This window comes from Actinoplanes sp. CA-252034, from assembly GCF_050956125.1.
Taxonomy (GTDB): domain Bacteria; phylum Actinomycetota; class Actinomycetes; order Mycobacteriales; family Micromonosporaceae; genus Actinoplanes.
Window position 1 is genome coordinate 8,958,414 of record NZ_CP191846.1, and the last position, 20,573, is coordinate 8,978,986.

Genomic DNA, 20,573 nt, shown 5'->3' on the forward strand with positions numbered 1-20,573 from the left:
TCAATTTTAATTCTTCGATGAAGGCGCGCTTTCCGGGCTGATTCCTGGTGTCGTGGTTCTCAACGGCGGGAGACACCCCGCCCCATCGAGAGGATCCGAGAATGAGCCACGACGACAAGTTCGCCGCCGCCGGGGACATCGCCGCCGAGCTGAGCCAGCAGGAGATCGACCTGGACGCGGCGCAGGAGGCCGGCGGTCTGTGGACGGTTCCCGGCACGAGCACCATCGGCTGGGTGTGCACGGTCTCCTGGGAGTGCTCGGTGCCGAAGCGCCTCTGCGGCAGCGGCGACTGACGACAGAACGGCATCGGCGACCTTCAAGAAGAGAATGCCAACGGGGCCCGTGCCGACACGGGCCCCGTGGCCGTTTCCGGATGCGAGTGGTGGAATGCGACTGAAAGACGTCCGACCCCTTTTTCCCGAGTACACCGATCCCGCGGCTCTGCACGGATTCCTCAGCCGCATCTCCGAGCTGCCGGCCGATGCCGGAGATCCCCCGGCCGACCGCACCGGCGAGCTGACCGCCCTGGCCGCCCGGTCCACGTGGCGGGACATCGCCGGGCCGGCCCGGTTCGACTCGTTCGCGCGGGCCTGGAGCGCGCGCCACCGGTCCGCCGCCGAGCTGGTGTTCGCCGGTTCGCCGCTGACCGCCCACCGGGCCGGGGAGTTCGCCGACGGGCTGATCGACTGGCTGGCCGGCCGCGTGCAGGACGCCTCCGTGCGTACCCTCGTGGTCGCTCTGGATCTTGTGCGCCGGGCCGGCGCCCTGCCGGGAGAGACCGCCGAGGAGCGTCTCTGGCACTTCTGTGACCTCGCCGGACGTGACGATTTCCGGGTGACCCTGGGCGAGGTCTTCCCCGAGCTGCGACGTCAGCTCGGTGTGCTGACCCGCAACACCCTCCGGCACGCGCGGCGGATGCTGGCGGCGACGACCGCCGCGGTCGCCGACGGCACGCTGCCGCGCTCCGCGACCGGCGGGGGCCTCGTTCAACTGCACGACATCGGGTACGGCCTGGGCGACACCCACGCGGGCGGTCAGACGGTGTGCCGGCTGACGTTCGGCGGTGGCCGGGTGCTCGTCTACAAACCGCGCCCGATGGCCGCTGAGCAGGCCTACAACACGTTCGTCGGCCGGATCGGGGCGGCGGCCGGCTTCGACCTGCCGGTGCTCGGGGTGTGGTGCGGCAACGGCGTCGGCTGGCAGGAGCACGCCGACCGGGCGCCGGCGATCGAGGAGGCCCGCTACTTCCGGGCCGCCGGCCGTCTGCTCGGTGTCCTGCACCTGCTGCGCGCCGGGGACATGCACTACGAGAACGTGCTCAACCACGGCGGGCTGCCGGTGGTCGTCGACGCCGAGTCGCTGTTCAGCGTCAACCAGCGGGCGGGCTCGGCGGGGGCCGGCTCGGCGGGCGAGACGCTGGCGCACACCGTCTTCTCCACCGGTTTCCTGCCGACCCGGATCTCCGACCCGGCGGACAAGACCGCGTCGATCGACATCGGCTTCCTCGGGTACGTGCCGGGCCAGCGCGCGGTCACGCCGGTGCCGGCCCTGGAGGACTTCGGGAGCGACCAGCCGCGGGTGACCATGGTGACCGGCTCGGTGGACACCCCGGCGGTCCGTCCGCTGACCGTGCCCCGGGCGGTGGAGCTGGCCGAGCTGTGCCGCGGTTTCGCCGAGTGCTGGGACTGGGCCGCCGGCGACCGGGAGCGGGTCGAGTCGTGGCTGCGCGAGCTCTTCGCCGACCTGCCGATCCGCGCCGTGCTGGAGACCACCGGCAAGTACTACAAGCTGCTGCGAACCTCCGCGCACCCGGCGTTCCAGCAGGACACCGCCGCGAAGCGGATGCTGCTGCACCGGGTCGGGCTGGGCCGCGTCGAGCACTTCACGCCGGCCGTGGTCCGCGCCGAGATCGACGACCTGCTGCAGGGCGACATCCCGTTCTTCACGCTGCGCACCGGGTCGACCCGGGTGCACCACCGGGGGCGCCCGATCGCCGACGTGCTCGATCAGCCCCCACTGGACCAGGCGATCGACGGGTTGCGGGCGATGTCCGAGGCGGAGCGGGAGCTCAACCTGCGGGTGATCCGGGCGGCCTATGTGGACCTGACCGGACCGGAGTGCGACGCTCCGGCGTACCTCCCGGCGATGCGCCGCGCCTCCCGGTCCGGGATTCCGGGCCGGATCCGGCAGGTGGTCGGCGACATCGCGGGTGAGCTGCACGACCGGGCCGGGTTCGCCGGTGGCCGCCCCGGATGGGTCGGCGCGACGATCCGGGACACCACGCAGGAGCATCCGTGGCGGGTCGACGAGCTCGGCGACGACCTGTACGCCGGGGTGCCCGGACTGGCGCTGTTCCTGGCCTCGGCCGGAGTACTGCTCGACGAGCCGAGGCACCGGGAGCTGGCCCGCGAGGCACTGGTCCCGCGGGTCCGGGCGCTGCTGGACGATCCGGCGCGGCGACGCCGCGAGGTGGCCGGTGGGCTGTGCGGCGGATATCCCGGGGTGGCCTTCACCGCGATCGAGGCCGGGCGCCTGATCGGCTCGGACGAGCTGAGCGAGATGGGCGCCCGGTTGTGGGACCTGCTTCCCGCCGATCTTCCGGCGATGACCGACACCGACTTCCTGATGGGCTCGGCGGGTCTGCTGGCCGCGGCGATCACTGTCGGACGGCCGGCGGTGACCGAGGCCGCGTTCCGGCACCTGACCGGGACGGCCCCGGCCGGTACGTCGCTGTACAGCGGATTCGCGCACGGCACCAGCGGCACGCTCGCGGCGCTGGCCCGGTACGGCGTCACCCGTCCCGACCTGGCCGACGCTCACGACGGCCTCTGGAATCACGACGAGCAGCACTGGGCAATCAGCGACCGTGCGCCGGAACGGGCCGCGCGCGGCTGGTGCCACGGGACGCCGGGTGTGCTGCTCGGTTACAGCGAGCGGCTGGGCGCCGGGGAGTCCGTGCCGGCCGGGCCGGGCGCCGACGTGACCCGGCTCGCCGAGACGGTGGCGGTCGACGGGTTCGGCCTGAACCTGTCGCTGTGTCACGGCGACGTCGGCAACCTGCTGATCCTCGCGCAGGCCGCTCGCTGGGACGTTTCCGGGCGGGCCGCCGAACGGGCCGAGGACCGCCGGGCCCAGCTGGTCACCCGGATCCTGCCGCGGGCGCTGCGGGCCCGTTCCGGCAAGTCGGTGCTCAACGACTCGCTGTACGTGGGACTCGCCGGCGTCGGCATGGGCCTGCTCCTGAGCACCGGTGAGGTGGACGTCGCCTCACCGCTGACGTTCCGCCGGGACACGCCGTGAGCCGCCTGCGCGCCGTCGAGCAGCTCGGCCCGACCGAGTGTGGCCTGTGCTGCTGCGCCATGCTGCTGGAGGCGGCCGGGGCCGGGGTGCCGATGCACGACCTGCGCACCCGGTACCGGGTCGGCCGGGACGGTCTGACCGTGGCCGACCTGGCCACCGTGCTGCGGGAGAACGGGGTACGCCCGCGCGTCTACCGCACCACCCCGGCCGGGCTGGCCGCGCTCGGCCGCCCGGCGATCTGCCACTGGAGACGGTCGCACTTCGTGGTCGTCACCGGGTTCGACGCGGGCGGCGTGACGCTGCTCGACCCGGGGGCGGGCCGCCGCCGGGTCAGCGCCGAGGAGTTCGCCGAGAGCTTCTCGGGCCTGGCGGTGACCGCCGATCCGGTGTCGCGCCGGGTCCGGGCACGGCCACCGTCGGGCGCCCGGGTGCTGGGCCGTTTCGCCTGGCAGCGTCGCGGCCTGCTGGGTCTCGTGCTGGTGCTGTCGCTGATCAGCTCGCTGGTGCCGCTGGGCATCCCGTGGCTGCTGGAGCAGCTGTTCGGCGACCGGCCGGGCGGGCTGTCGGCGGGGCCGCTGCTGGCCGGGGTCGGTCTGGCGTTCGCGCTGCTGCTGTTCGTGCGCACGGTGGCCGGCATCGTGGCGTCGGCGGCGGTGGGACGGTCCCTGGCGGGGGCCGTGTTCGATCGGCTACTGCGGTTGCCGTACGCCTTCGTGGAGAACCGCGGCCCCGGCGACCTGATGTTCACCCTGGAGTCGGTGCACCGCCTGCGCGTCCTGCTCTGCAACGACCTGATCGTGGCGCTGGCCGCCGTGGTGGTGACGGTGGTGCTGCTGGGCTGGCTGGCGGCCGTCTCGACGGCGGCTCTCGTGACCACCCTGCTGTTGATGGCGGCGCTGGCGGTGGGCACGATGGCCGCGGCCCGTACCGTGCGGCGGCTGGCACATGCCCAGACGCGGGCGCAGGCGGAGTTGCAGGCCACCCAGCTCTCCGCGATCTCCGGCCTGGAGCTGATCAAGACCAACGGCATGGAGGCGGTCTACGCCGACCAGTGGCAGCGGCGCAGCGACGCGGCGCAACGGCACAGCGACCGGCTGCAGACCGTGCAGGGTGTCTTCGACGCGGTGCTGGCCGGTGTCATGTTCGTCGGCCCGGTGGTGATCCTGCAGCAGGCTCTGGCCGGCCGGTCGGCGCCGGGTGTCTCGCTGGTGGTGTCGGTGCAGGCTCTGACCGGACTGCTGCTCGGCCAGGTCAACGTGCTGGCCGGCTCGATCACGCGGTTGGCGCAGGCCGGCTCGTTGCTGGCCCGGATCGCCGACGTGCTGCTGCGCCCGGCCGACGACCTCTTCCGGGGCGAAGCGCCGGATCGCCCGTCCGGCGACGTCGTGATCGAGGGGGTGTCCTTCGGGTACGGCTCGTTCGGCCGCCGGGTTCTCGACGGCACCTCACTGCACGTGCCGGAGGGCGCGAAGGTGGCGATCGTCGGTCCGTCCGGCTGCGGCAAGTCCACCTTGGCCCGCCTGCTGGTCGGCCTGCACCGGCCGGACGCGGGCCGGATCCTGATCGGCGGTGTCGAACTGGGCGCTCATGACCGGGACCGGTTCTACGAGACGGTCGCCTACGTGCCGCAGAACGTGGTGCTGGAGTACGGGACGGTCCGCGACAACATCGCCTGGGGAGCGGGCGATCCGGACGAGGCCCGCGTGCACGAGGCGGCCCGGCGGGTCGGGCTGCACGACGAGATCGCGGCGCTGCCACTGGGATACGACACTCCGGTGGCGTCGCTGGGGCAGAACTTCTCCGGCGGGCAGCGGCAGCGGATAGCGCTGGCCCGGGCCGCTTTCAAGGAGGCGTCGATCGTGGTGCTGGACGAGGCGACGAGCTCTCTGGACAACCTCTCCGAGTCGACCGTGACGGCGTTCTTCAACAGCCTGCGGGCGACCCGGATCATCATCGCGCACCGGCTGACCTCGATCCTCGACGCCGATCTGATCGTGGTGATGGACCACGGGCGGGTGGTCGCCACCGGCAGCCATGAGCAGCTGCGACGAGATGCGGGCCTGTACCGCTCGCTCTACGAGGAAGCCGCGAGATTACCGCTGTCATCAAAGTCTTGACCTCTGCAACACTCCCTTATTACTCTGATGACTACAGTAAAGCTGCATCAGTCAGATATCACGGGGGATGTCATGAACGAGCGGGAACTGCAGGCCTTCGTCTCCGTCGCGCAGCACGGCCGGATGGACCTGGCGGCCAGATCGCTGGGCTACTCGCAGCCGGCGGTCAGCTACCAGATCAAGTGCCTGGAGCAGACGCTCGGCACCCGGCTGTTCGCCCGCAACACCAACGGGGCCGTGCTGACCCGGGCCGGGCGGCTGATGCTGCCGTCCGCGCAGGCCGTGCTGGTGCTGATGGCCGGCATCAAGACCACCACCACCGTGAACGTCCCGGTCGCGGCCTGACCCGTTCACCCGTGTCCGTTCCGACAAGCGAGAAGGTGCGATGAGCGCTGCGATCGAAGTACGACGACTGACCAAGAGGTACGGCAGGACCACCGCGGTCGACGGCCTCTCCTTCGAGGTCCGGCCCGGCCGGGTCACCGGTTTCCTCGGCCCCAACGGCGCCGGCAAGTCCACCACCATGCGGGCGATCGTCGGGCTGGACCGGCCGACGTCCGGCGAGGTGCTGGTCGACGGCAAGCGCTACGACCGGCTGGAGCAGCCGCTGCGCCACGTGGGGGCGCTGCTCGACGCCAAGGGGGTGCACAGTGGCCGTACGGTCCGGGCGCACCTGGACGGCCTGGCCCGTAGCAACCGCATCCCGGCGAGCCGGGTCGGCGAGGTGCTGGACATCGTCGGCCTGAGCGGGGTCGCGGGCAAGCGGGCCAAGGGCCTGTCGCTCGGCATGGCGCAGCGGCTCGGGGTGGCGGCGGCGCTGCTCGGCGACCCGCGGGTGCTGCTGCTGGACGAGCCGGTCAACGGCCTCGACCCGGAGGGCATCCTGTGGATCCGGGCGCTGATGAAGCGCCTGGCGGCCGAGGGCCGCACGGTCTTCGTCTCCAGTCACCTGATGAGCGAGATGGCGCTCACCGCCGACCACCTGATCGTGATCGGGCAGGGGCGCCTGCTGGCCGACAGCTCGGTGACCGAGTTCGTGAGCCGCAACTCGCGCTCGTTCATCCTCATCCGCACCCCGGAGCCGGAGAAGGCCCGGGACGCGCTGGCCGGCGCCGGCATCGAGGTCGCCGACGGACCGGACGGCACGCTCGAGGCGCTGCACACCACGCTCGAGACGGTCGGCGCGCTCGTCGCCCGCCACCAGATCACGGTGTACGAGATCAGTCCCCAGGTCGCCTCGCTCGAGGAGGCGTTCATGCAGTTGACGGCCGATGCGGTGGACTACCGCGCGAAGCAGGAGGTGTGACGGTGGCGGACTTCGGCGCAGCCCTTTCGTTCGAGTGGCACAAGATCCGTACGTTGCGGTCCACGTTCTGGAACCTCGGCGCGTTCCTGGCGGTCAGCCTGGCGCTGGCGGTGCCGTCCGGCTGGTACCTGCACAAGACCTACGCCGACCTGGACGCCGCCGAGCGGGCCGCGTTCGACCCGATCGGCTCCGGACTCAGCTCGATCCGCCTCGGCCTGCTCGCCCTGGTGATCTTCGGCGTCCTGACCGTGACCACCGAGTACACCTCCGGCACGATCCGCAGCTCGCTGGCCGCGGTGCCGCGCCGGGGCCTGTTCTACGCCTCCAAGACGGCCGCCGGCAGCCTGGTCGCGCTGGCCGCCTCGACGGTCGTGGTGATCGCCACGTTCGCCGCCACGCAGGTGATGCTGGGCGAGCACGCGGTGGCGCTCTCCGACGAGGGCGTGCTCCGCGCGATCGTCGGCGGCATCGTCTACACCACACTGCTCTGCGTCTTCGCCATGGGGCTGGCCGCCGTGCTGCGCAGCTCGGCCCTGACGATCGGCCTGCTGTTCCCGCTGTTCTTCATGGTCTCGACGATCCTGACCAGCATCCCCAAGGTCGGGAAGGTGGCCCAGTTCCTGCCGGACGTCGCCGGTGGGCAGATCCTCTACCGGGAGCCGCAGGGTGACACGGTCCTCAACGGCTGGACCGGACTCGCGGTGCTCGTCGCCTGGACGGTCGCCGCACTCACCGCGGGCTATCTCGCGGTGCGACGCCGCGACGCCTGATCGCATGCAGGCCGGCATCATGGGGGCCGGGCATCCACGGGGGAGAATGCCCGGCCCGCATAGATGAAATCACATGGGCGGCTGCCCCGCCACGCGGGATCGTCCCCTCCGGGCGATTCGCCGCTTTACCTGCGGGCCGGTGCCGTGGAGAATCGTCCCCCGTCGATTACACCGACCACGGGGATCCACCATGCCGTTCGATGGTTTCATCTCGTACAGTCACGCCGCCGACGGGCGGCTCGCACCCGCCGTACAACGGGGTCTGCATCGATTGGCGAAGCCATGGCACCGCCGGCGGGCCCTGTGGATCTTCCGGGACCAGACCGGTCTGTCGGTCACGCCGAAGCTGTGGACGTCCATCCAGGACGCGCTGGACGGCTCGAAGCACTTCGTGCTGCTGGCCTCCCCCGAGGCGGCGAGCTCACCGTGGGTGAACCGGGAGATCGAGCACTGGCTGGCGACGAAGTCACCCGACCGCATCCTGCCGGTGGTGACCGACGGCGAGTGGCGCTGGGACCCGGTGGCGCGAGACTTCACCGCCGACTCCACGGCGGTGCCGGAGGCGCTCCGCGGCGTCTTCGCCGAGGAGCCGCTCTACCTCGACCTGCGCTGGGCTCGCGACGACCTGCATCTGAGCCTGCAACACGTCCGGTTCCGCGACGCGATCGCCCAGCTCGCCGCACCGATGCACGGGGTGAGCAAGGACGAGCTGGAGGGTGAGGACGTCCGTCAGCACCGCCGCACCCGGCGGCTCTCGGCGGTGGCCGCGACGGCGCTGGTCCTGCTCACCCTGGTCACGTCGATGACCGGCGTGGTCGCGGCGCGCAACGCGGAACGGGCGAACGTCGCCGCGGCGGAGGCCCTCGTTCAGCAGCGGCTGGCGTCGGAGCAGCGCGGAACAGCGGAACGGGCCACCGCGGAGGCGCAGCGCCAGGAGACGAACGCCAGGGCCCAGGAGGCGAACGCCCAGACTCAACTGGCGAACGCCCGGGTGCAGGAGGAGCGGGCCCGGACGGCGACGGCCGAGACCAAGCGGCAGGAGGAGCTCGCCCGTCAGCAGCAGGCACTCGCCGAGGAGGCCTCCACGGAGGCGCGGCGCGAACAGGCGAACGCCGAGCGGTTCAAGGCGAGTGCCGCCACCCAGCAGGCCAACGCGGAGCGCCAGAAGGCGTACGCCGAAAAGCAGCAGAAGCTCGCCGGTGAGGCCGCCAAGGAGGCCGCGGAGCAGAGGACCAGCGCCGAGCGGGAGATGGCGAACGCGAAGGCCCAGCAGGACCTCGCGAACCAGGCGACCGCACGGGCCAGGGAGCAGGAGCGGATCGCCGAGCACCACCGCGAGCTGGCCCGCCAGGCCGAGGAGGAGCGCAAACGCCAGGAGCAGTTGGCCCGGGACGCGACCGAGGAGGCCCGCCGCCAGCGGGAGGCGGCCGAGCTCCAGCAGCGCATCGTGATCAACCAGCGGCTGATGTCGCGGGCCCGCACCATGATCACGGAAGACCCGAGGAAGGCGCTGCGGCTGGCCGTGGCGGCGCAGAGCCTGCACGACGACACGACGACACGTGACCAGGTCAGCCGCCTCGCGATGGCGTCGACCTACGCCGGGCAGATCGGTGACGTGATCGACGTCGAGGCCCTCACCGGTCAGGTGGTCGCCACCACCGGCACCGGCGGGACGGTGACGCTGTGGGACACGACGATCCCGGCCGAGCCGGTCCTGGTCGCCACGCTGCAGGCCGCGGGCACGACGGCCAAGTCGCTCGCGGTCAGCCGCGACGGACGAACCCTCGTCGTCTTCGACGGGAGCGCGGAGGCGACCCGATGGGATGTGACGAAACCGGCCGATCCGGTACGGAAGACGCCGCTCGCCGACGCCGCGGGCATCACCGCGGTGAACTTCAGCCCGGACGGGAGCACCGTCGCGACGAGCAACCGTGACAGGAACACCGTCCTGTGGGACGTCACCGGCGACACCCCGGTCCGCCAGTCCACGCTGACCGCAGTGGCCCCGCTGAAGTTCGGCCCCGACGGGCGGACCGCCGTCACCAGCGGGGACGACATCGTCGCCTGGGACGTGACCGACCGGACCGCGCCGGTGCGGGGCGCCAAGCTCGACGTCGGCTGGGGCACCAAGGTGATCGACGCCGCGTTCGAGTTCAACCCGAAGGTCCCGGTGGTCGCCATGCAGGGGCCCAGCAACTACGTGTACGTCTTCGACGTGTCCGATCCGACCGACCCGCAGGCCTGGGACTCGGTTCCGGCCGGCCCCGGGGACGCCGACTTCACCTCGATGGCGTTCACCCCGGCCGGCGACATGCTGGCCATCGGAAGCTCCGCCGGAACCTCCATCGTGGTCAGCGTCGACCACAACGGCGGATGGCCGACGCTGAACACGGAGATCGCCTCGATGACCGCCCGTGGCGGACCGGTCCGGTCGATGGCCTTCAGCCAGGACGGGCGGACGCTGATCGCCGCCGGCGACCGTTCCATCGCGACCCTGTGGAGCCCCAAGGGCCGCTACACGCGGGACCCCTCCACCAACATCCCGGGCCCGTTCCCCGGCGGGCTCGCCGGGTTCGCCTTCAAACCGGACGGCCGCTCGCTGATCACCGCGCGGCGCGACGGGAACTCGGCGTCGTACGACCTGACCGATCCGTCGTCGCCGGGCGCCGGCGCCGACGTGCGGCTCGGGACCGGCCCGTTGGTGGGGATGATGGTCAGCAACGACGGCCGGACGATGTACGCCGTCGGCACCGACAACGTCACCACGCTGCTGGACGTGACCCGGCCGGGTGAGGCCGTGCTCCTGTCCCGGATCGTGGAGCCCGGCGCGGCCGTCTGGGTGGCGAGCATCAGCGCCGACGCGAAGACCCTGATCGTCGGGCGGGCCGACGGCAAGACCGCGGTGTACGACGTGTCCGACCGCACGAAACCGGTCAAGCTGACCGATCTCACCTTCCCCAACCGTGCGCTGGGCTCCATCGCGTTCTCCCCGGACGGGCACCTCATGGCCGTCGCCGAGGGCTTCAACATCTCGATGTGGGACATGACCAACCGGTCCGCCCCGGTCCGGATCGCGTCGATCGGGATCTCCGACTACACCAGCTACCGGGCGACCTCGCTGGAGTTCAGCCCGAACGGGCGCATCCTGGCGGCCGGCACCAACAACAGCGGCACCACCAGCCTGTGGGACGTCGCCGACCCGGCCCAGCCATCCCGGCTCACCGTCCTCCCCGCACACAGCAGCCAGGTGCTCTGGGCGCTGTTCACCCCGGACGGGCGCACCCTCGGAACCTCCGGGATGGACCACTCCATCATGCTGTGGGACATCAGCGATCCGAGCACACCGATCCGGTACGCCGTGCTGAAGACACCCGACCTGCAGAGCGTCTACACGGTCTTCAGCCCGGACGGGCGAACCCTGGCGGCCGGTGGCACGCTCGGCACCGCCACCAACCTGAAGATCACCATGTGGGACGCCACGGCGCCGAAGGAGGTCACCGACGATCCGGTCCGGGCCGCGTGCGCGATCAGCGGCCGGGGCCTCACCACCGGGGAATGGGCGCTCTACATCCCGGAGCTGCCGCATCGCCCGACCTGCGGATCATGACGTGCCCCCGGGCGGGCCGGAGAAGCCGTATCGTCATGTTGCTTCGTACGGAGGTCAATGTGCGGTTCGGTGTCACCGGTCACCGGGTCCTTCCACCGGGCATCGCCGAGTGCGCGATGGACCACTGGCGCCGGGTGCTGCCCACCGGCGCCGGCCTGCTCGGGGTGTCGAGTCTCGCCGACGGCGCGGACCAGCTGTTCGCTGCTCACGTGCTCGCCGCCGGCGGCACCCTGGAGGCGATCCTGCCGTGGGCCGACTACGGCGGCTCGCTGACCGACGGCAGCCGGGCCCGGTTCGAGGATCTGGTGCGCGCCGCCGCCACGGTGATCACCGTTCCCGGCGGTGAGCCGTCCGACCAGAGCTTCCTCGCCGCCGGGCAGGCCCTGGTCGACCGCTGTGACCACCTGTTCGCGGTGTGGGACGGCCTGCCCGCCCGTGGGCTCGGCGGCACGGCGGACGTCGTCGCCTACGCCCACTCGCGCGGATGCCCGGTCACCGTCCTCTGGATCGACGGCGTGCGGCGCGACTGATCACCCGCCGGGGGCGGCCGGCACCTCCAACTCGGCGAAGATCCGCACGGCCAGCTCCCGGTGCTTCCCGGCCGGCTCGGGCTCGCCGGCGTCCCGCAGCGCCGCCGCCACGCCGTCGTGGGCACGCGCCTGCTCGTACCGGTCGCCGATCTCCTCGGCCAGGGTCAGCGCCTGCTCGTGCTGGGCGCGCGCGTCGGCGGGATCCCCGGCGGCGTGCAGCACCTGCCCCAGGTCGTTGAGCGCCTCGGCCTCGCTGGCCCGGTCACCGATCCGCCGCAGCAGCACGAGCGCGCGGCGCAGATGACCGGCGGCCTCCGCGAGGCGCCCCTGACGGGCGTGGATCGTCGCCAGATCGGTCAGCACGTACGCCTCGGCGGTGCGATCACCGGCGCGGCGGACCGCGGCCAGGCTCTGCTCCAGGTGCGCCTCGGCCTGCTCCAGCGCGACCGGGCGGTGGGAAAGGCGGGCCAGCAGCGACAACACGTACGCCTCACTGAACCGGTCGGCGAGCTGGGCGTACAGATCGAGGGCCGACCCGAACCGTTCGGCCGCCCGGGCCCGGTCGCCCAGCCGCGCGTCGATCAGTCCCAGCCGGACCAGTGCGTCGGCCCGGCCGGCGTCGTCACCCAGGTCCCGGCACAGCGTCCCGGCGCGCTGGTAGTGCTCCGCGGCCTGCCGGTAGTCGCCCCGCCGCCAGTCGACGCTGCCCAGGTTGCGCAGCACCAGCGCCTCAGCCGCCGGCTCGCCGAGATGCGCGTACAGCCGCAGCGCCTGCCGGTAGGTGTCGGCGGCCTCGCGCAGACGGCCCTGCCGCCGGTGCAGACGGCCCAGATTGGACAGTGCCCGCGCCTGCGCGTCCGCGTCCCCGACGGCACGGGCCGCAGCGACGGCGGACGCGGTCACGGTGGACGCCTCGGCGACCGGCCCGCCCGCGTCGAGATAGCGGAAGATGGTCCCGGCGAGATCGATGGTGTGCTGATACCAGCCGTGCGCCGCGCCGTTCGTGCAGACCGCGGCGAGATTGGGCCGCTCCGCCTCGAGCCAGGCCCGGGCCGCCTCCGAGTCGCCGGCCGCCGCTGCGCCGTCCGGGTACAGCGTGGCCATCGCGGTGGTCGCCCCGGCGAGATAGTGGTCGAACAGGCGGGTGAGGGCGGCCCGTCGATCGGGCTCGGTGTCGTGCTCGGCCGCCAGCTCCGCCGCGTAGGCGCGCAGCAGGTCGTGCATGCCGTACCGCCCGCCCCGGCCGGGCTGCACCAGGCTGGCCCGGGTCAGCACGTCGAGCATCCGCCGCGCCTCGGCGGAACGGCCGCCGATCAGCGCGGCCACCGCGTCGACGTGCGCGGTCTCCCCCGGATGCAGCCCGAGCAGCCGGAAGGCCCGGGCCGCGCCGTCGGGCAGATTCTGGTACGACCAGGAGAACACCGCCCGGACCTCGGCCCGCGGGTCGCCGCCCGCGTCCAGCAGGTCCAGCCGGACCTGGTGGTCGCCCAGCTCGGTGACCAGCTCGGTCAGCGGCACGTCGGTGCGATCGGCGGCCAGCTCGGCGGCGATCCGCAGGGCCAGCGGCAACCGGGCGCAGGCGGCGGCCAGGGCCCAGGCGGCGTCCGGCTCGCGGTCCACCCGGGGCCCGATCAGCTTGCGCAGCAGGCCGATCGCGTCCGGCGGCGGCAGCAGGTCGAGGTTGACCCGCTCGGCGCCGTCGACGGCGACCATGCCGCGCAGCGAGTCACGGCTGGTGATGAGCACGAGACACGACCCGGTTCCGGGCAACAGCGGCCGGACCTGCTCCACCGAGGAGGCGTTGTCCAGCAGCACGAGCATCCGCCGGCCGGTCAGCTCCGATCGGTAGCGGGCGGCACGCTCGTCGGTGCCGGGCGGGATCTCCGGGCCGCGGACCCCGAGGGCGGTCAGGAACCCGGCCAGCGCGTCGGCGACCGCCACCGGCTGCTCGGCGTCGTAGCCGCGCAGGTTGACGTAGAGCTGGCCGTCCGGATACGCCTCGCGGACGCGGTGCGCCCACCGGACGGCGAGCGCGGACTTGCCGACCCCGGCGGTGCCGCACAGCAACGCGACGGTCAGCGGCGGCTCGTCGCCGTCCGGCGGCTCCAGCAGGCGGTCCAGGGCGGCGAGCTCCCCGGTACGCCCGGTGAACGCCCGCACGTCGGCCGGCAACTGCGCCGGCACCGTGACCGCGGCGACCGGCGCCACCCCGGGGACCACACGGGAGTCCCCCATCGGCGCGGCCAGCACCGGATCGGCCGCGAGCACCTGCTCGTGCAGGCGGCGCAGCTCGGCGCCCGGGTCGCTGCCCATCTCGTCGGCGAGGCGGCGGCGGATCCGCCGATACTGCTCGTCCGCGTCGGCCTGGCGACCGCACCGGTACAGCGCGAGCATCGCCTGACCGGCCAGCCGCTCGTCCAGCGGGTGCTCGGCGACCGCGGCGGAGAGCGCCGGCAGCAGCTCGCCGTGCCGGCCCAGCCGCAGCAGCACGTCGTTGCCGTCCAGCTCGGCGGAGAACCGCTCGCCGAGCAGCGTGCGCCGCGTGGCGGCCAGCCACGGCGTGTCCAGGCCGGCGAACGGGTCGCCCCGCCACAGCTTCAGCGCCTGCTCGATCAGGGCGGCCGCCGACCGGTCCGACTCCGCCGCCCGCGCCGTGGTCATCAGCCGCCGGAACCGGTGCAGGTCCACCGTCTGCGGATCGACCGTGAGCAGGTAGCCACCCGGCTCGCGCCGGATCTCCGCACCCTCCGCGCAGGCGACGGCACGCCGCAGCCGCGACAGATAGCTGTAGAGCGCTCCGGCGGCCCGCTGTGGCGCGTGCTCACCCCAGACACGGTCGATCAGCTGGTCCGGGCTGACCGGACGGCCGGTTTCCACGAGCAGGACACCCAGAACACACCGCTGCCGGGCATGCCCCAGATCGACGGGCCGGCCGTCGATCCGGGCCTCCACCACGCCGAGCACACCGAACTCCGCCGACAACTGACCTCCGCACCTCGCCTCGACCAGGGGATTCAAGAAATCCACAAGGACCGCTGCAAGTCTCCCACGTTTCGTACAAGGTCCGTCGGCGAGCATTGACATCGTTGAAGGGAACGAGTCGCCCTAGCCCGGTTACGCGAAGCGTTACGGGGGAATCGGGACGCCACAGTGCCACCGCCGGCGACGGATGGCTCGCCCCGACGACACGAGGGAACAGCGAGATGCCCGCCGGCAAGTAACGGGGGACGGCGGGCATCTCGGCACTCGATGATCGACAGCTCAGGACCGCTCGTCGAATCGGCGGCGCGCCTCGGCCACCCGGTCCATGTTCTTCTCCGCCCATGCCTTGATCGCGAGCATGACCGGGAAGAGACCGTGCCCGAGCGGGGTCAGCTCGTAGTCGACGCGGACCGGCACGGAGGCGGTTACCGTGCGCGTCACCAGGCCGTCGCGTTCCAGTGTCCGCAGGGTCTGGGTGAGCATCTTCTGACTGACGCCGGCGATACGGTGGGCGAGCTCGCTGTGCCGTTGCGGGCCGTCGGCGAGCGCCGGGATCACCAGAGCGACCCACTTGTCGGTGAGCCGGCTCAGCAGTTCACGGGTCGGGCAGAGGTCAAGGAACGCGTCGTAGTCACGTTTGGCCTGATCACGGCGTTGCGCTGCGGTCGTTGTGGCCATCGCAGACCTCCTACGGTGCCCTAGGTACTTGAAGGTACCTACTTTCTCACAGTGCGCCGTGGTTCGTACGGTCGTGGTGTCCGGAGAGATACCACTTCGGCAGATACCACTAAGGAGACGGCGATGCGCGCAGTCAGCTATGCAGAGTTCGGTGGGCCCGAGGTTCTGCACGTGGCGGAGGTGCCGGTGCCACGACCCGGGGCGGGTCAGGTCCGGGTACGGGTCGCCGCGTCCGTCGTGCACCCGGTCGACCTGATGGTCCGCTCCGGCCGGTTCCCCGCCCCACTGCCGACCGGTCTGCCGTACACCCCGGGCTGGGATGTGGCCGGCGCCGTCGACGAGATCGGCCCCGGAGTCGAGGGCCTCGCCGTCGGCGACCGGGTCATCGGCTTCTCGCCGTGGCTGCAGACCACGGCGGGCGCTCACGCGGAGCACGTGGTCCTCGACGCCGCCTGGCTGACCCCGGCGCCGGTCCGGGCCCCCGCCACCGAGGCCGCGACCCTGCCGACCAACGGCCTGGCCGCCGCCCAGGCCCTCGACCTGCTGGCACTCCCGGCCGGCTCCACGGTGCTGGTGACCGGCGCCGCCGGTCAGGTCGGCGGTTTCGTCCTGGCCCTGGCCCGCGACGCCGGCCTGAAGGCCACCGGACTGGCCGGCCCCGGCGACCGGGAGTTCGTCGAGTCGCTGGGCGCCACGTTCCTGCCCCGTGAGGAGCAGCCCGCCGGACCGTTCGACGCGGTCGTCGACCTGGCCGTGATCGGCTCCACCCTGCTGGACGTGGTCCGCGACGGCGGCGGCTACGTGGCCGCGTCCCCGCCGCTGCGCCCCGAGCCGGTCCGCGGCATCCGGACGTTCGCGCTGGAGGTCCTCCCCGACGGCGCCCGCCTGGCCCGCCTGGTGTCCCTGGTGGACAGCGGCGATCTCCCCCTCCGGGTGGCCGGCGTCCACACCTTCGCCGACGCGGCGGCCGCACACACCCGCCTGGCCGAGGGAGGCGTACGCGGCGGTGTGGTCCTCGTCCCCTGACCCGATGCGCACGGCGCGCCGGGACCGTCCCGCATCACGTGGGCACCGGGAGGGGCGGCGCCGGTGCCGTCGCGGCGCGCAGTCGCCGGCCGATCCGGTCCATCGCGTCCCGTAGCTCCGGTGGCTCGACGTCGCTCAGGTCGGTGTCGAACGTGATGAACAGACCCGCGATCCCGGCCCAGGACCAGCCGCCGATGGTGAGCCTGCTGCGACGGTCGTCCACCGGCTCGACGACGGAGCCGCCCGGGGCCCAGCGAGCGACGAGCGGGGCGGGCAGGTCGAGGACGGCCGAGCCGACGCACTGCCACTGCCCGGGGGTGTCGCCGCGGTCCGGGTTCTGCACGACCAGGCGGGTCAGATCGTCACGGGTGAGCGGCTGTGGTGTGAAGACGGCGCCGCCACCGGGGGTACGGGGCTGGATCCGGTCGACCCGGTAGGTGTGCCAGATCCGGTCGCGCCGGCCGCGGGCGATCAGATACCACCGCCCGGCCCAGACGACCAGGTGATGCGGCTCCACCTCGCGGGGCGGGCGGAATCCCGGCCGGCCGGGCTCGGGGACGGCGCCGCCGGGGTCGCGATAGTCGAAACACAACACCCGGGTCGTACGGATCGCGGCGCCCACCGTCCGCAGCGTGGCCACGTCGACCGGCGCGGCGGAGAACTCCCAGTAGTTACGCAACGAGGTGACCTCGAACGCCTCACTCGCCGCACGCAGCCGGGCCGGCATGACCTGCCGCAGGGTGGTGAGCGCCCGCGCGACGGCGTCGTCGATCCCGCTCACCGTCGCCGGCGCCGTCTGCAGCGCCAGCGCGATGGCGATCGCCTGGTCGTCGTCGAGCACGAGAGCCGGCAACCGCCCGCCGGCGCCGAGCCGGTAACCGCCACCGGCACCCATCACGGCGTTCACCGGATAGCCCAGCTCGCGAAGGGTGTCGACGTCGCGCCGCAGAGTCCGTGCCGACACCTCCAGCCGGGCGGCGAGCTCGGCGCCGCGCCACTCGACGCGCGCCTCGAGCAGGGACAGCAGACGCAGGATCCGCGCGGAGGTGTCGGCCACGGAATCCACGATTCCAGACATGGCGGTCAGCGGGTGACCGCTTCTTCCACGGACCTGGTCGACGTCAGCGGGGTGGCGAAGGTGCGGGTTCGAGACCGGACGGGTCGGTGCGCTCGCGTTTGCGTAGCTGGTCGCCGTGGCTGTTCATCTCGGTGACCGCTCTGGTCAGTCCTCGTTTGAGGAACGGCACGAGAGGCCTCTCCACGCATCGGTGGATCAGCCAGGCGATCAGCATCATCAGCAGTGTCGTGCCGATGAGAAGCGTCTTGGGCGGGATCGTCGGTGAGAGCTCCCGGATGACCGTGACGCCGATGGCGTGGTGGATGAGATAGATGGGGTACGTCATGGCGCCCAGGGGCGGTGCATCAGGTAGATGGCGATGCCGGCGATGAAGTACTGGGCGTAGTCGGGCTGGAAGATGAGCTTGAGTGTCTTGTCGTCGCCGCTGTTGGCGACGAACGAGCCGACCAGCCACAGCAGGCAGAAGATCGTCACCCGGCGGTAGGTCAGGCCATGCCACACCACCAGGCAGAAGAGCAGGTAGAACCGCATCTCCTGCCAGAGCGTCCACAGCACCACGGTCATGCCGGGGGCCATCGCAGGCAGCTCATGCAGATCACGAACCCGCTGATCAGGAAGAAGAACTCGACCCCGAAGATCCCGTAGACGGACCAGTAGTGGATCTCGGGAAACGTCGCCTTGCTGCTGAGCTGCCAAGCCTTGTGGTTCAGGCCGACGAAGTGGGCGGCGATGACGGCGAGAGCCGCAAGGAACGTCATCAACGGCGACCGGGCGACAGATCAGAACATCTCCGATGACGCCTGGCAAGATCATGAATGCGCCGGACCACAATAGATGGCCGCTGACCTGGCCGAATCTTGCAGTGTGGGATACCTCATCGAACTGGCGGTGCCCGCCGGAGCCGGCCCCGGCCCTCTCCGTCGTGAGAACACGGCCGCGGGCACCACAGAGTCGACGGCTCTAATACTGGCCTCAGGTCGACCGGGGAGGATGAGCGGCAAAAGCATCGACTGGAAGGGGGCGGACCGGCGTGCGGATCCTGATCGCGGACGATGACGCGGCCATCCGTGATTCGCTGGAGCGTGTGCTCCAGGTCGAGGGTTACGACACCAGCACCGTCGCCAACGGCCTCGCCGTGCTCGACGGGGTCGGTAGCGCCGGCGGTGACACGCTGGATCTGCTGATCCTCGACGTGATGATGCCGCGCCTCGGCGGGTTGGAGACCTGCCGGCGGTTGCGGGCCGCGGGCCGCGATCTGCCGGTGCTGATGCTGACCGCCCGTGATCAGGTCTCCGACCGGGTCACGGGGCTGGACGCGGGCGCCGACGACTACCTCCCCAAGCCGTTCGCCACCGAGGAGTTGCTGGCCCGGGTGCGGGCCCTGCTGCGCCGGCGCACACCGGCCGACGGGGAGTCGCAGCTCCTGTCGTTCGCCGACGTGCGGCTCGATCCCGACAGGTTCGAGGCGTGGCGGGGCGAGCGGCCGCTGCGCCTGACCCGGACCGAGTTCTCCCTCCTGCAGGTTCTCGTGCGCAACGCGACTCGCGTCCTGACCCGCGACGCTCTGTTCGAGGCGATCTGGGGCTTCGACATGAGCACCACCGCCAACAACCTCCAGGTGTACGTGAGCTACCTGCGCCGCAAGATGGAGGCCGAGGGTGAACCACGATTGATCTACACCCTGCGCGGCCTGGGATACACGTTGCGGGAGACTCCTCCGTGAGTGGGCACGCCCGCCGGGACCCGCGCCGGCTGACCCGATGGTGGCGCCGGCAATCGCTGCGGAGCAGGCTGACGGTGATCGCGGCGACGGCCATCGCGGTCAGCGTGTTCGTGGCTTTTCAGGTGGCCAGCGAGCTGATGGACCGGAAGCTGCGGGACACCGCCGCGACTCAGCTGCGCGCCGACGCCCGCGTGCTGGCGACAAATGCGCAGCGCGCCGGTCTGGCCCAGGTTCAGCTGTCGCCGTATCCCGGGTCCGGTCGGCTGGTGCGGGTCATCCTGCCTGACGGCTCGACCCGGACGCCGGTCGGCCAGCCCGCGCTGCCCCCGGTCAGCGAAGGCGCCGGGCGCGTGGCGCGTGGCGCGTCGGCCGACCTGCTGGAGTCGACCGACTGGAACGATGGCTACCGCATCTACACGCTGCGGGCGGTTGACGGCGCGGTCCAGGTGGTCGACCTCGCCGACGACGGCCCGATCAACGAGTTCGGGTTCGGTATGCTGCTGATCGGGCTGCTTTGCGTGGTCGGCGGCGCGCTTGTCGGGCGGACCGTCGCGCGGACCGGGCTGGCACCGATCGACCGGCTGACCGCCGCCGCGGTACGTGTCGCGAACACCCGGGATCTCGACGCCGACATCCCGGATGAGGGCGGTGGGGAGATCCGGCGGCTGATCCAGGCGATCAACGACATGCTCGCCGCGCTGCGGGACTCCCGGCGCGCCCAGCGGCTGCTCGCCGAGGACGCCGCCCACGAGCTCAAGACCCCACTCACCAGCCTGCGCCTCAACATCGAGCTGCTGGTCCGGCTCGACCGGCGCGGCACCCTCGACACCGCCCTCTCGGCCGAGAGCCGGACCCGGCTGCTCAACGATCTCGGCGCCCAGGTGGCCGAGTTGAGCACGCTCGCCGCCGAGCTGACCGACCTGGCACGCGGTGACGTCAGCGACGAGAGCTCCGAGCTGCTCGACCTCGCCGACGTGGTGGTGGCCGCCGCGACCCAGGCCCGTTCCCGCATACCCGACCTCGAGGTCGAGCTCGACGTGACCTCCGTATGGGTGAGCGGGCGTCCCGCCGCGCTCCAGCGAGCGGTGCTCAACCTCGTCGACAACGCCGGCAAGTGGTCCCCCGCGGACCAGCCGGTCCAGGTCCGGCTCCATGCCGACGGCGCGTCGGCGGTGCTCGAGGTCGACGACGCCGGGCCGGGCATCGACGCCGCCGACGCACCGAGGGTGTTCGACCGCTTCTACCGTGCCGACAGCGCCCGGGCGCTGCCGGGATCCGGTCTGGGGCTGTCGATCGTGCAGCGGGTCGTCCACGCCCACGGCGGCCGGGCCACCGTCGCCCGCTCCGCACGCGGTGGCGCGCTGCTCCGGGTCGACCTTCCGGCCGCGGTCGCGCCCGCCCCGATCGCGCGGCTCACCCCCGGGGAGGACACCGCGGTGCGCTGACCCGCCCCGGC

17 protein-coding genes are annotated in these 20,573 nt (G+C 72.1%); 11 read left to right on the forward strand and 6 right to left on the reverse strand.

Annotated features, from left to right (window positions below; all coding sequences use genetic code 11):
- Positions 1 to 101 precede the first annotated feature (101 nt).
- The 8 genes from ACQPZW_RS40540 to ACQPZW_RS40575 all read left to right on the forward strand — a co-directional run bounded on the left by ACQPZW_RS40540 (position 102) and on the right by ACQPZW_RS40575 (position 11,630).
- A complete protein-coding gene (locus tag ACQPZW_RS40540) occupies positions 102 to 293 on the forward strand; it encodes a hypothetical protein (RefSeq protein WP_433791346.1) in 192 nt (63 codons plus the stop codon).
- Positions 294 to 387: 94 nt separating this feature from the next.
- Positions 388 to 3,300, forward strand: coding sequence for a type 2 lanthipeptide synthetase LanM family protein (locus ACQPZW_RS40545; protein ID WP_433791347.1), 2,913 nt, complete (start codon positions 388 to 390; stop codon positions 3,298 to 3,300).
- A complete protein-coding gene (locus ACQPZW_RS40550) occupies positions 3,297 to 5,417 on the forward strand; it encodes a peptidase domain-containing ABC transporter (RefSeq protein WP_433791348.1) in 2,121 nt (706 codons plus the stop codon). The genes ACQPZW_RS40545 and ACQPZW_RS40550 overlap by 4 nt, the downstream gene beginning before the upstream one ends.
- Before the next feature lie 72 nt (positions 5,418 to 5,489).
- Positions 5,490 to 5,762, forward strand: a complete 273-nt coding sequence (locus ACQPZW_RS40555) for a LysR family transcriptional regulator (RefSeq protein ID WP_433791349.1) — start codon at positions 5,490 to 5,492, stop codon at positions 5,760 to 5,762.
- Between the two features lie 40 nt (positions 5,763 to 5,802).
- Positions 5,803 to 6,723, forward strand: coding sequence for an ABC transporter ATP-binding protein (locus ACQPZW_RS40560; protein ID WP_433791350.1), 921 nt, complete (start codon positions 5,803 to 5,805; stop codon positions 6,721 to 6,723).
- 2 nt (positions 6,724 to 6,725) lie between these two features.
- Positions 6,726 to 7,493 (forward strand): ABC transporter permease subunit, encoded by a 768-nt coding sequence (locus tag ACQPZW_RS40565; protein WP_433791351.1) that lies wholly within the window; start codon positions 6,726 to 6,728, stop codon positions 7,491 to 7,493.
- 190 nt (positions 7,494 to 7,683) lie between these two features.
- Positions 7,684 to 11,100 carry a TIR domain-containing protein gene (locus tag ACQPZW_RS40570; protein WP_433791352.1) on the forward strand — a complete coding sequence of 1,139 codons (3,417 nt, stop codon included), beginning with the start codon at positions 7,684 to 7,686 and terminating at the stop codon, positions 11,098 to 11,100.
- Positions 11,101 to 11,135: 35 nt separating this feature from the next.
- Positions 11,136 to 11,630, forward strand: a complete 495-nt coding sequence (locus tag ACQPZW_RS40575) for a hypothetical protein (protein WP_433791353.1) — start codon at positions 11,136 to 11,138, stop codon at positions 11,628 to 11,630.
- On the opposite strand, the gene ACQPZW_RS40580 is transcribed toward ACQPZW_RS40575, so the two are convergent.
- Positions 11,631 to 14,612, reverse strand: coding sequence for a BTAD domain-containing putative transcriptional regulator (locus ACQPZW_RS40580; protein ID WP_433791354.1), 2,982 nt, complete (start codon positions 14,610 to 14,612; stop codon positions 11,631 to 11,633).
- 279 nt (positions 14,613 to 14,891) lie between these two features.
- Positions 14,892 to 15,290, reverse strand: a complete 399-nt coding sequence (locus ACQPZW_RS40585) for a winged helix-turn-helix transcriptional regulator (RefSeq protein WP_433791355.1) — start codon at positions 15,288 to 15,290, stop codon at positions 14,892 to 14,894.
- A gap of 123 nt (positions 15,291 to 15,413) precedes the next feature.
- Between ACQPZW_RS40585 and ACQPZW_RS40590 the strand changes: the two genes are divergently transcribed.
- The gene (locus ACQPZW_RS40590; RefSeq protein WP_433791356.1) at positions 15,414 to 16,316 is read left to right on the forward strand and encodes an NADP-dependent oxidoreductase; all 903 of its coding nucleotides are present in this window, start codon (positions 15,414 to 15,416) and stop codon (positions 16,314 to 16,316) included.
- A gap of 34 nt (positions 16,317 to 16,350) precedes the next feature.
- On the opposite strand, the gene ACQPZW_RS40595 is transcribed toward ACQPZW_RS40590, so the two are convergent.
- The 4 genes from ACQPZW_RS40595 to ACQPZW_RS40610 form a co-directional block, all read right to left on the reverse strand.
- Positions 16,351 to 17,373 carry a helix-turn-helix transcriptional regulator gene (locus tag ACQPZW_RS40595; protein WP_433791357.1) on the reverse strand — a complete coding sequence of 341 codons (1,023 nt, stop codon included), beginning with the start codon at positions 17,371 to 17,373 and terminating at the stop codon, positions 16,351 to 16,353.
- 64 nt (positions 17,374 to 17,437) lie between these two features.
- Entirely contained in the window at positions 17,438 to 17,719 is a 282-nt protein-coding gene (locus ACQPZW_RS40600; RefSeq protein WP_433791358.1) for a hypothetical protein, read from the reverse strand.
- Positions 17,716 to 17,970 (reverse strand): hypothetical protein, encoded by a 255-nt coding sequence (locus ACQPZW_RS40605; RefSeq protein ID WP_433791359.1) that lies wholly within the window; start codon positions 17,968 to 17,970, stop codon positions 17,716 to 17,718. The genes ACQPZW_RS40600 and ACQPZW_RS40605 overlap by 4 nt, the downstream gene beginning before the upstream one ends.
- Positions 17,955 to 18,152 carry a hypothetical protein gene (locus ACQPZW_RS40610; protein WP_433791360.1) on the reverse strand — a complete coding sequence of 66 codons (198 nt, stop codon included), beginning with the start codon at positions 18,150 to 18,152 and terminating at the stop codon, positions 17,955 to 17,957. Before ACQPZW_RS40610 ends, ACQPZW_RS40605 begins: the two co-directional genes overlap by 16 nt.
- A 272-nt stretch (positions 18,153 to 18,424) precedes the next feature.
- Here ACQPZW_RS40610 and ACQPZW_RS40615 point away from each other — a divergent pair, with 272 nt between their 5' ends.
- Positions 18,425 to 19,117, forward strand: coding sequence for a response regulator transcription factor (locus ACQPZW_RS40615; RefSeq protein ID WP_433791361.1), 693 nt, complete (start codon positions 18,425 to 18,427; stop codon positions 19,115 to 19,117).
- Positions 19,114 to 20,562, forward strand: a complete 1,449-nt coding sequence (locus ACQPZW_RS40620; RefSeq protein WP_433791362.1) for a HAMP domain-containing sensor histidine kinase — start codon at positions 19,114 to 19,116, stop codon at positions 20,560 to 20,562. Before ACQPZW_RS40615 ends, ACQPZW_RS40620 begins: the two co-directional genes overlap by 4 nt.
- The last annotated feature ends 11 nt before the right edge of the window (positions 20,563 to 20,573 follow it).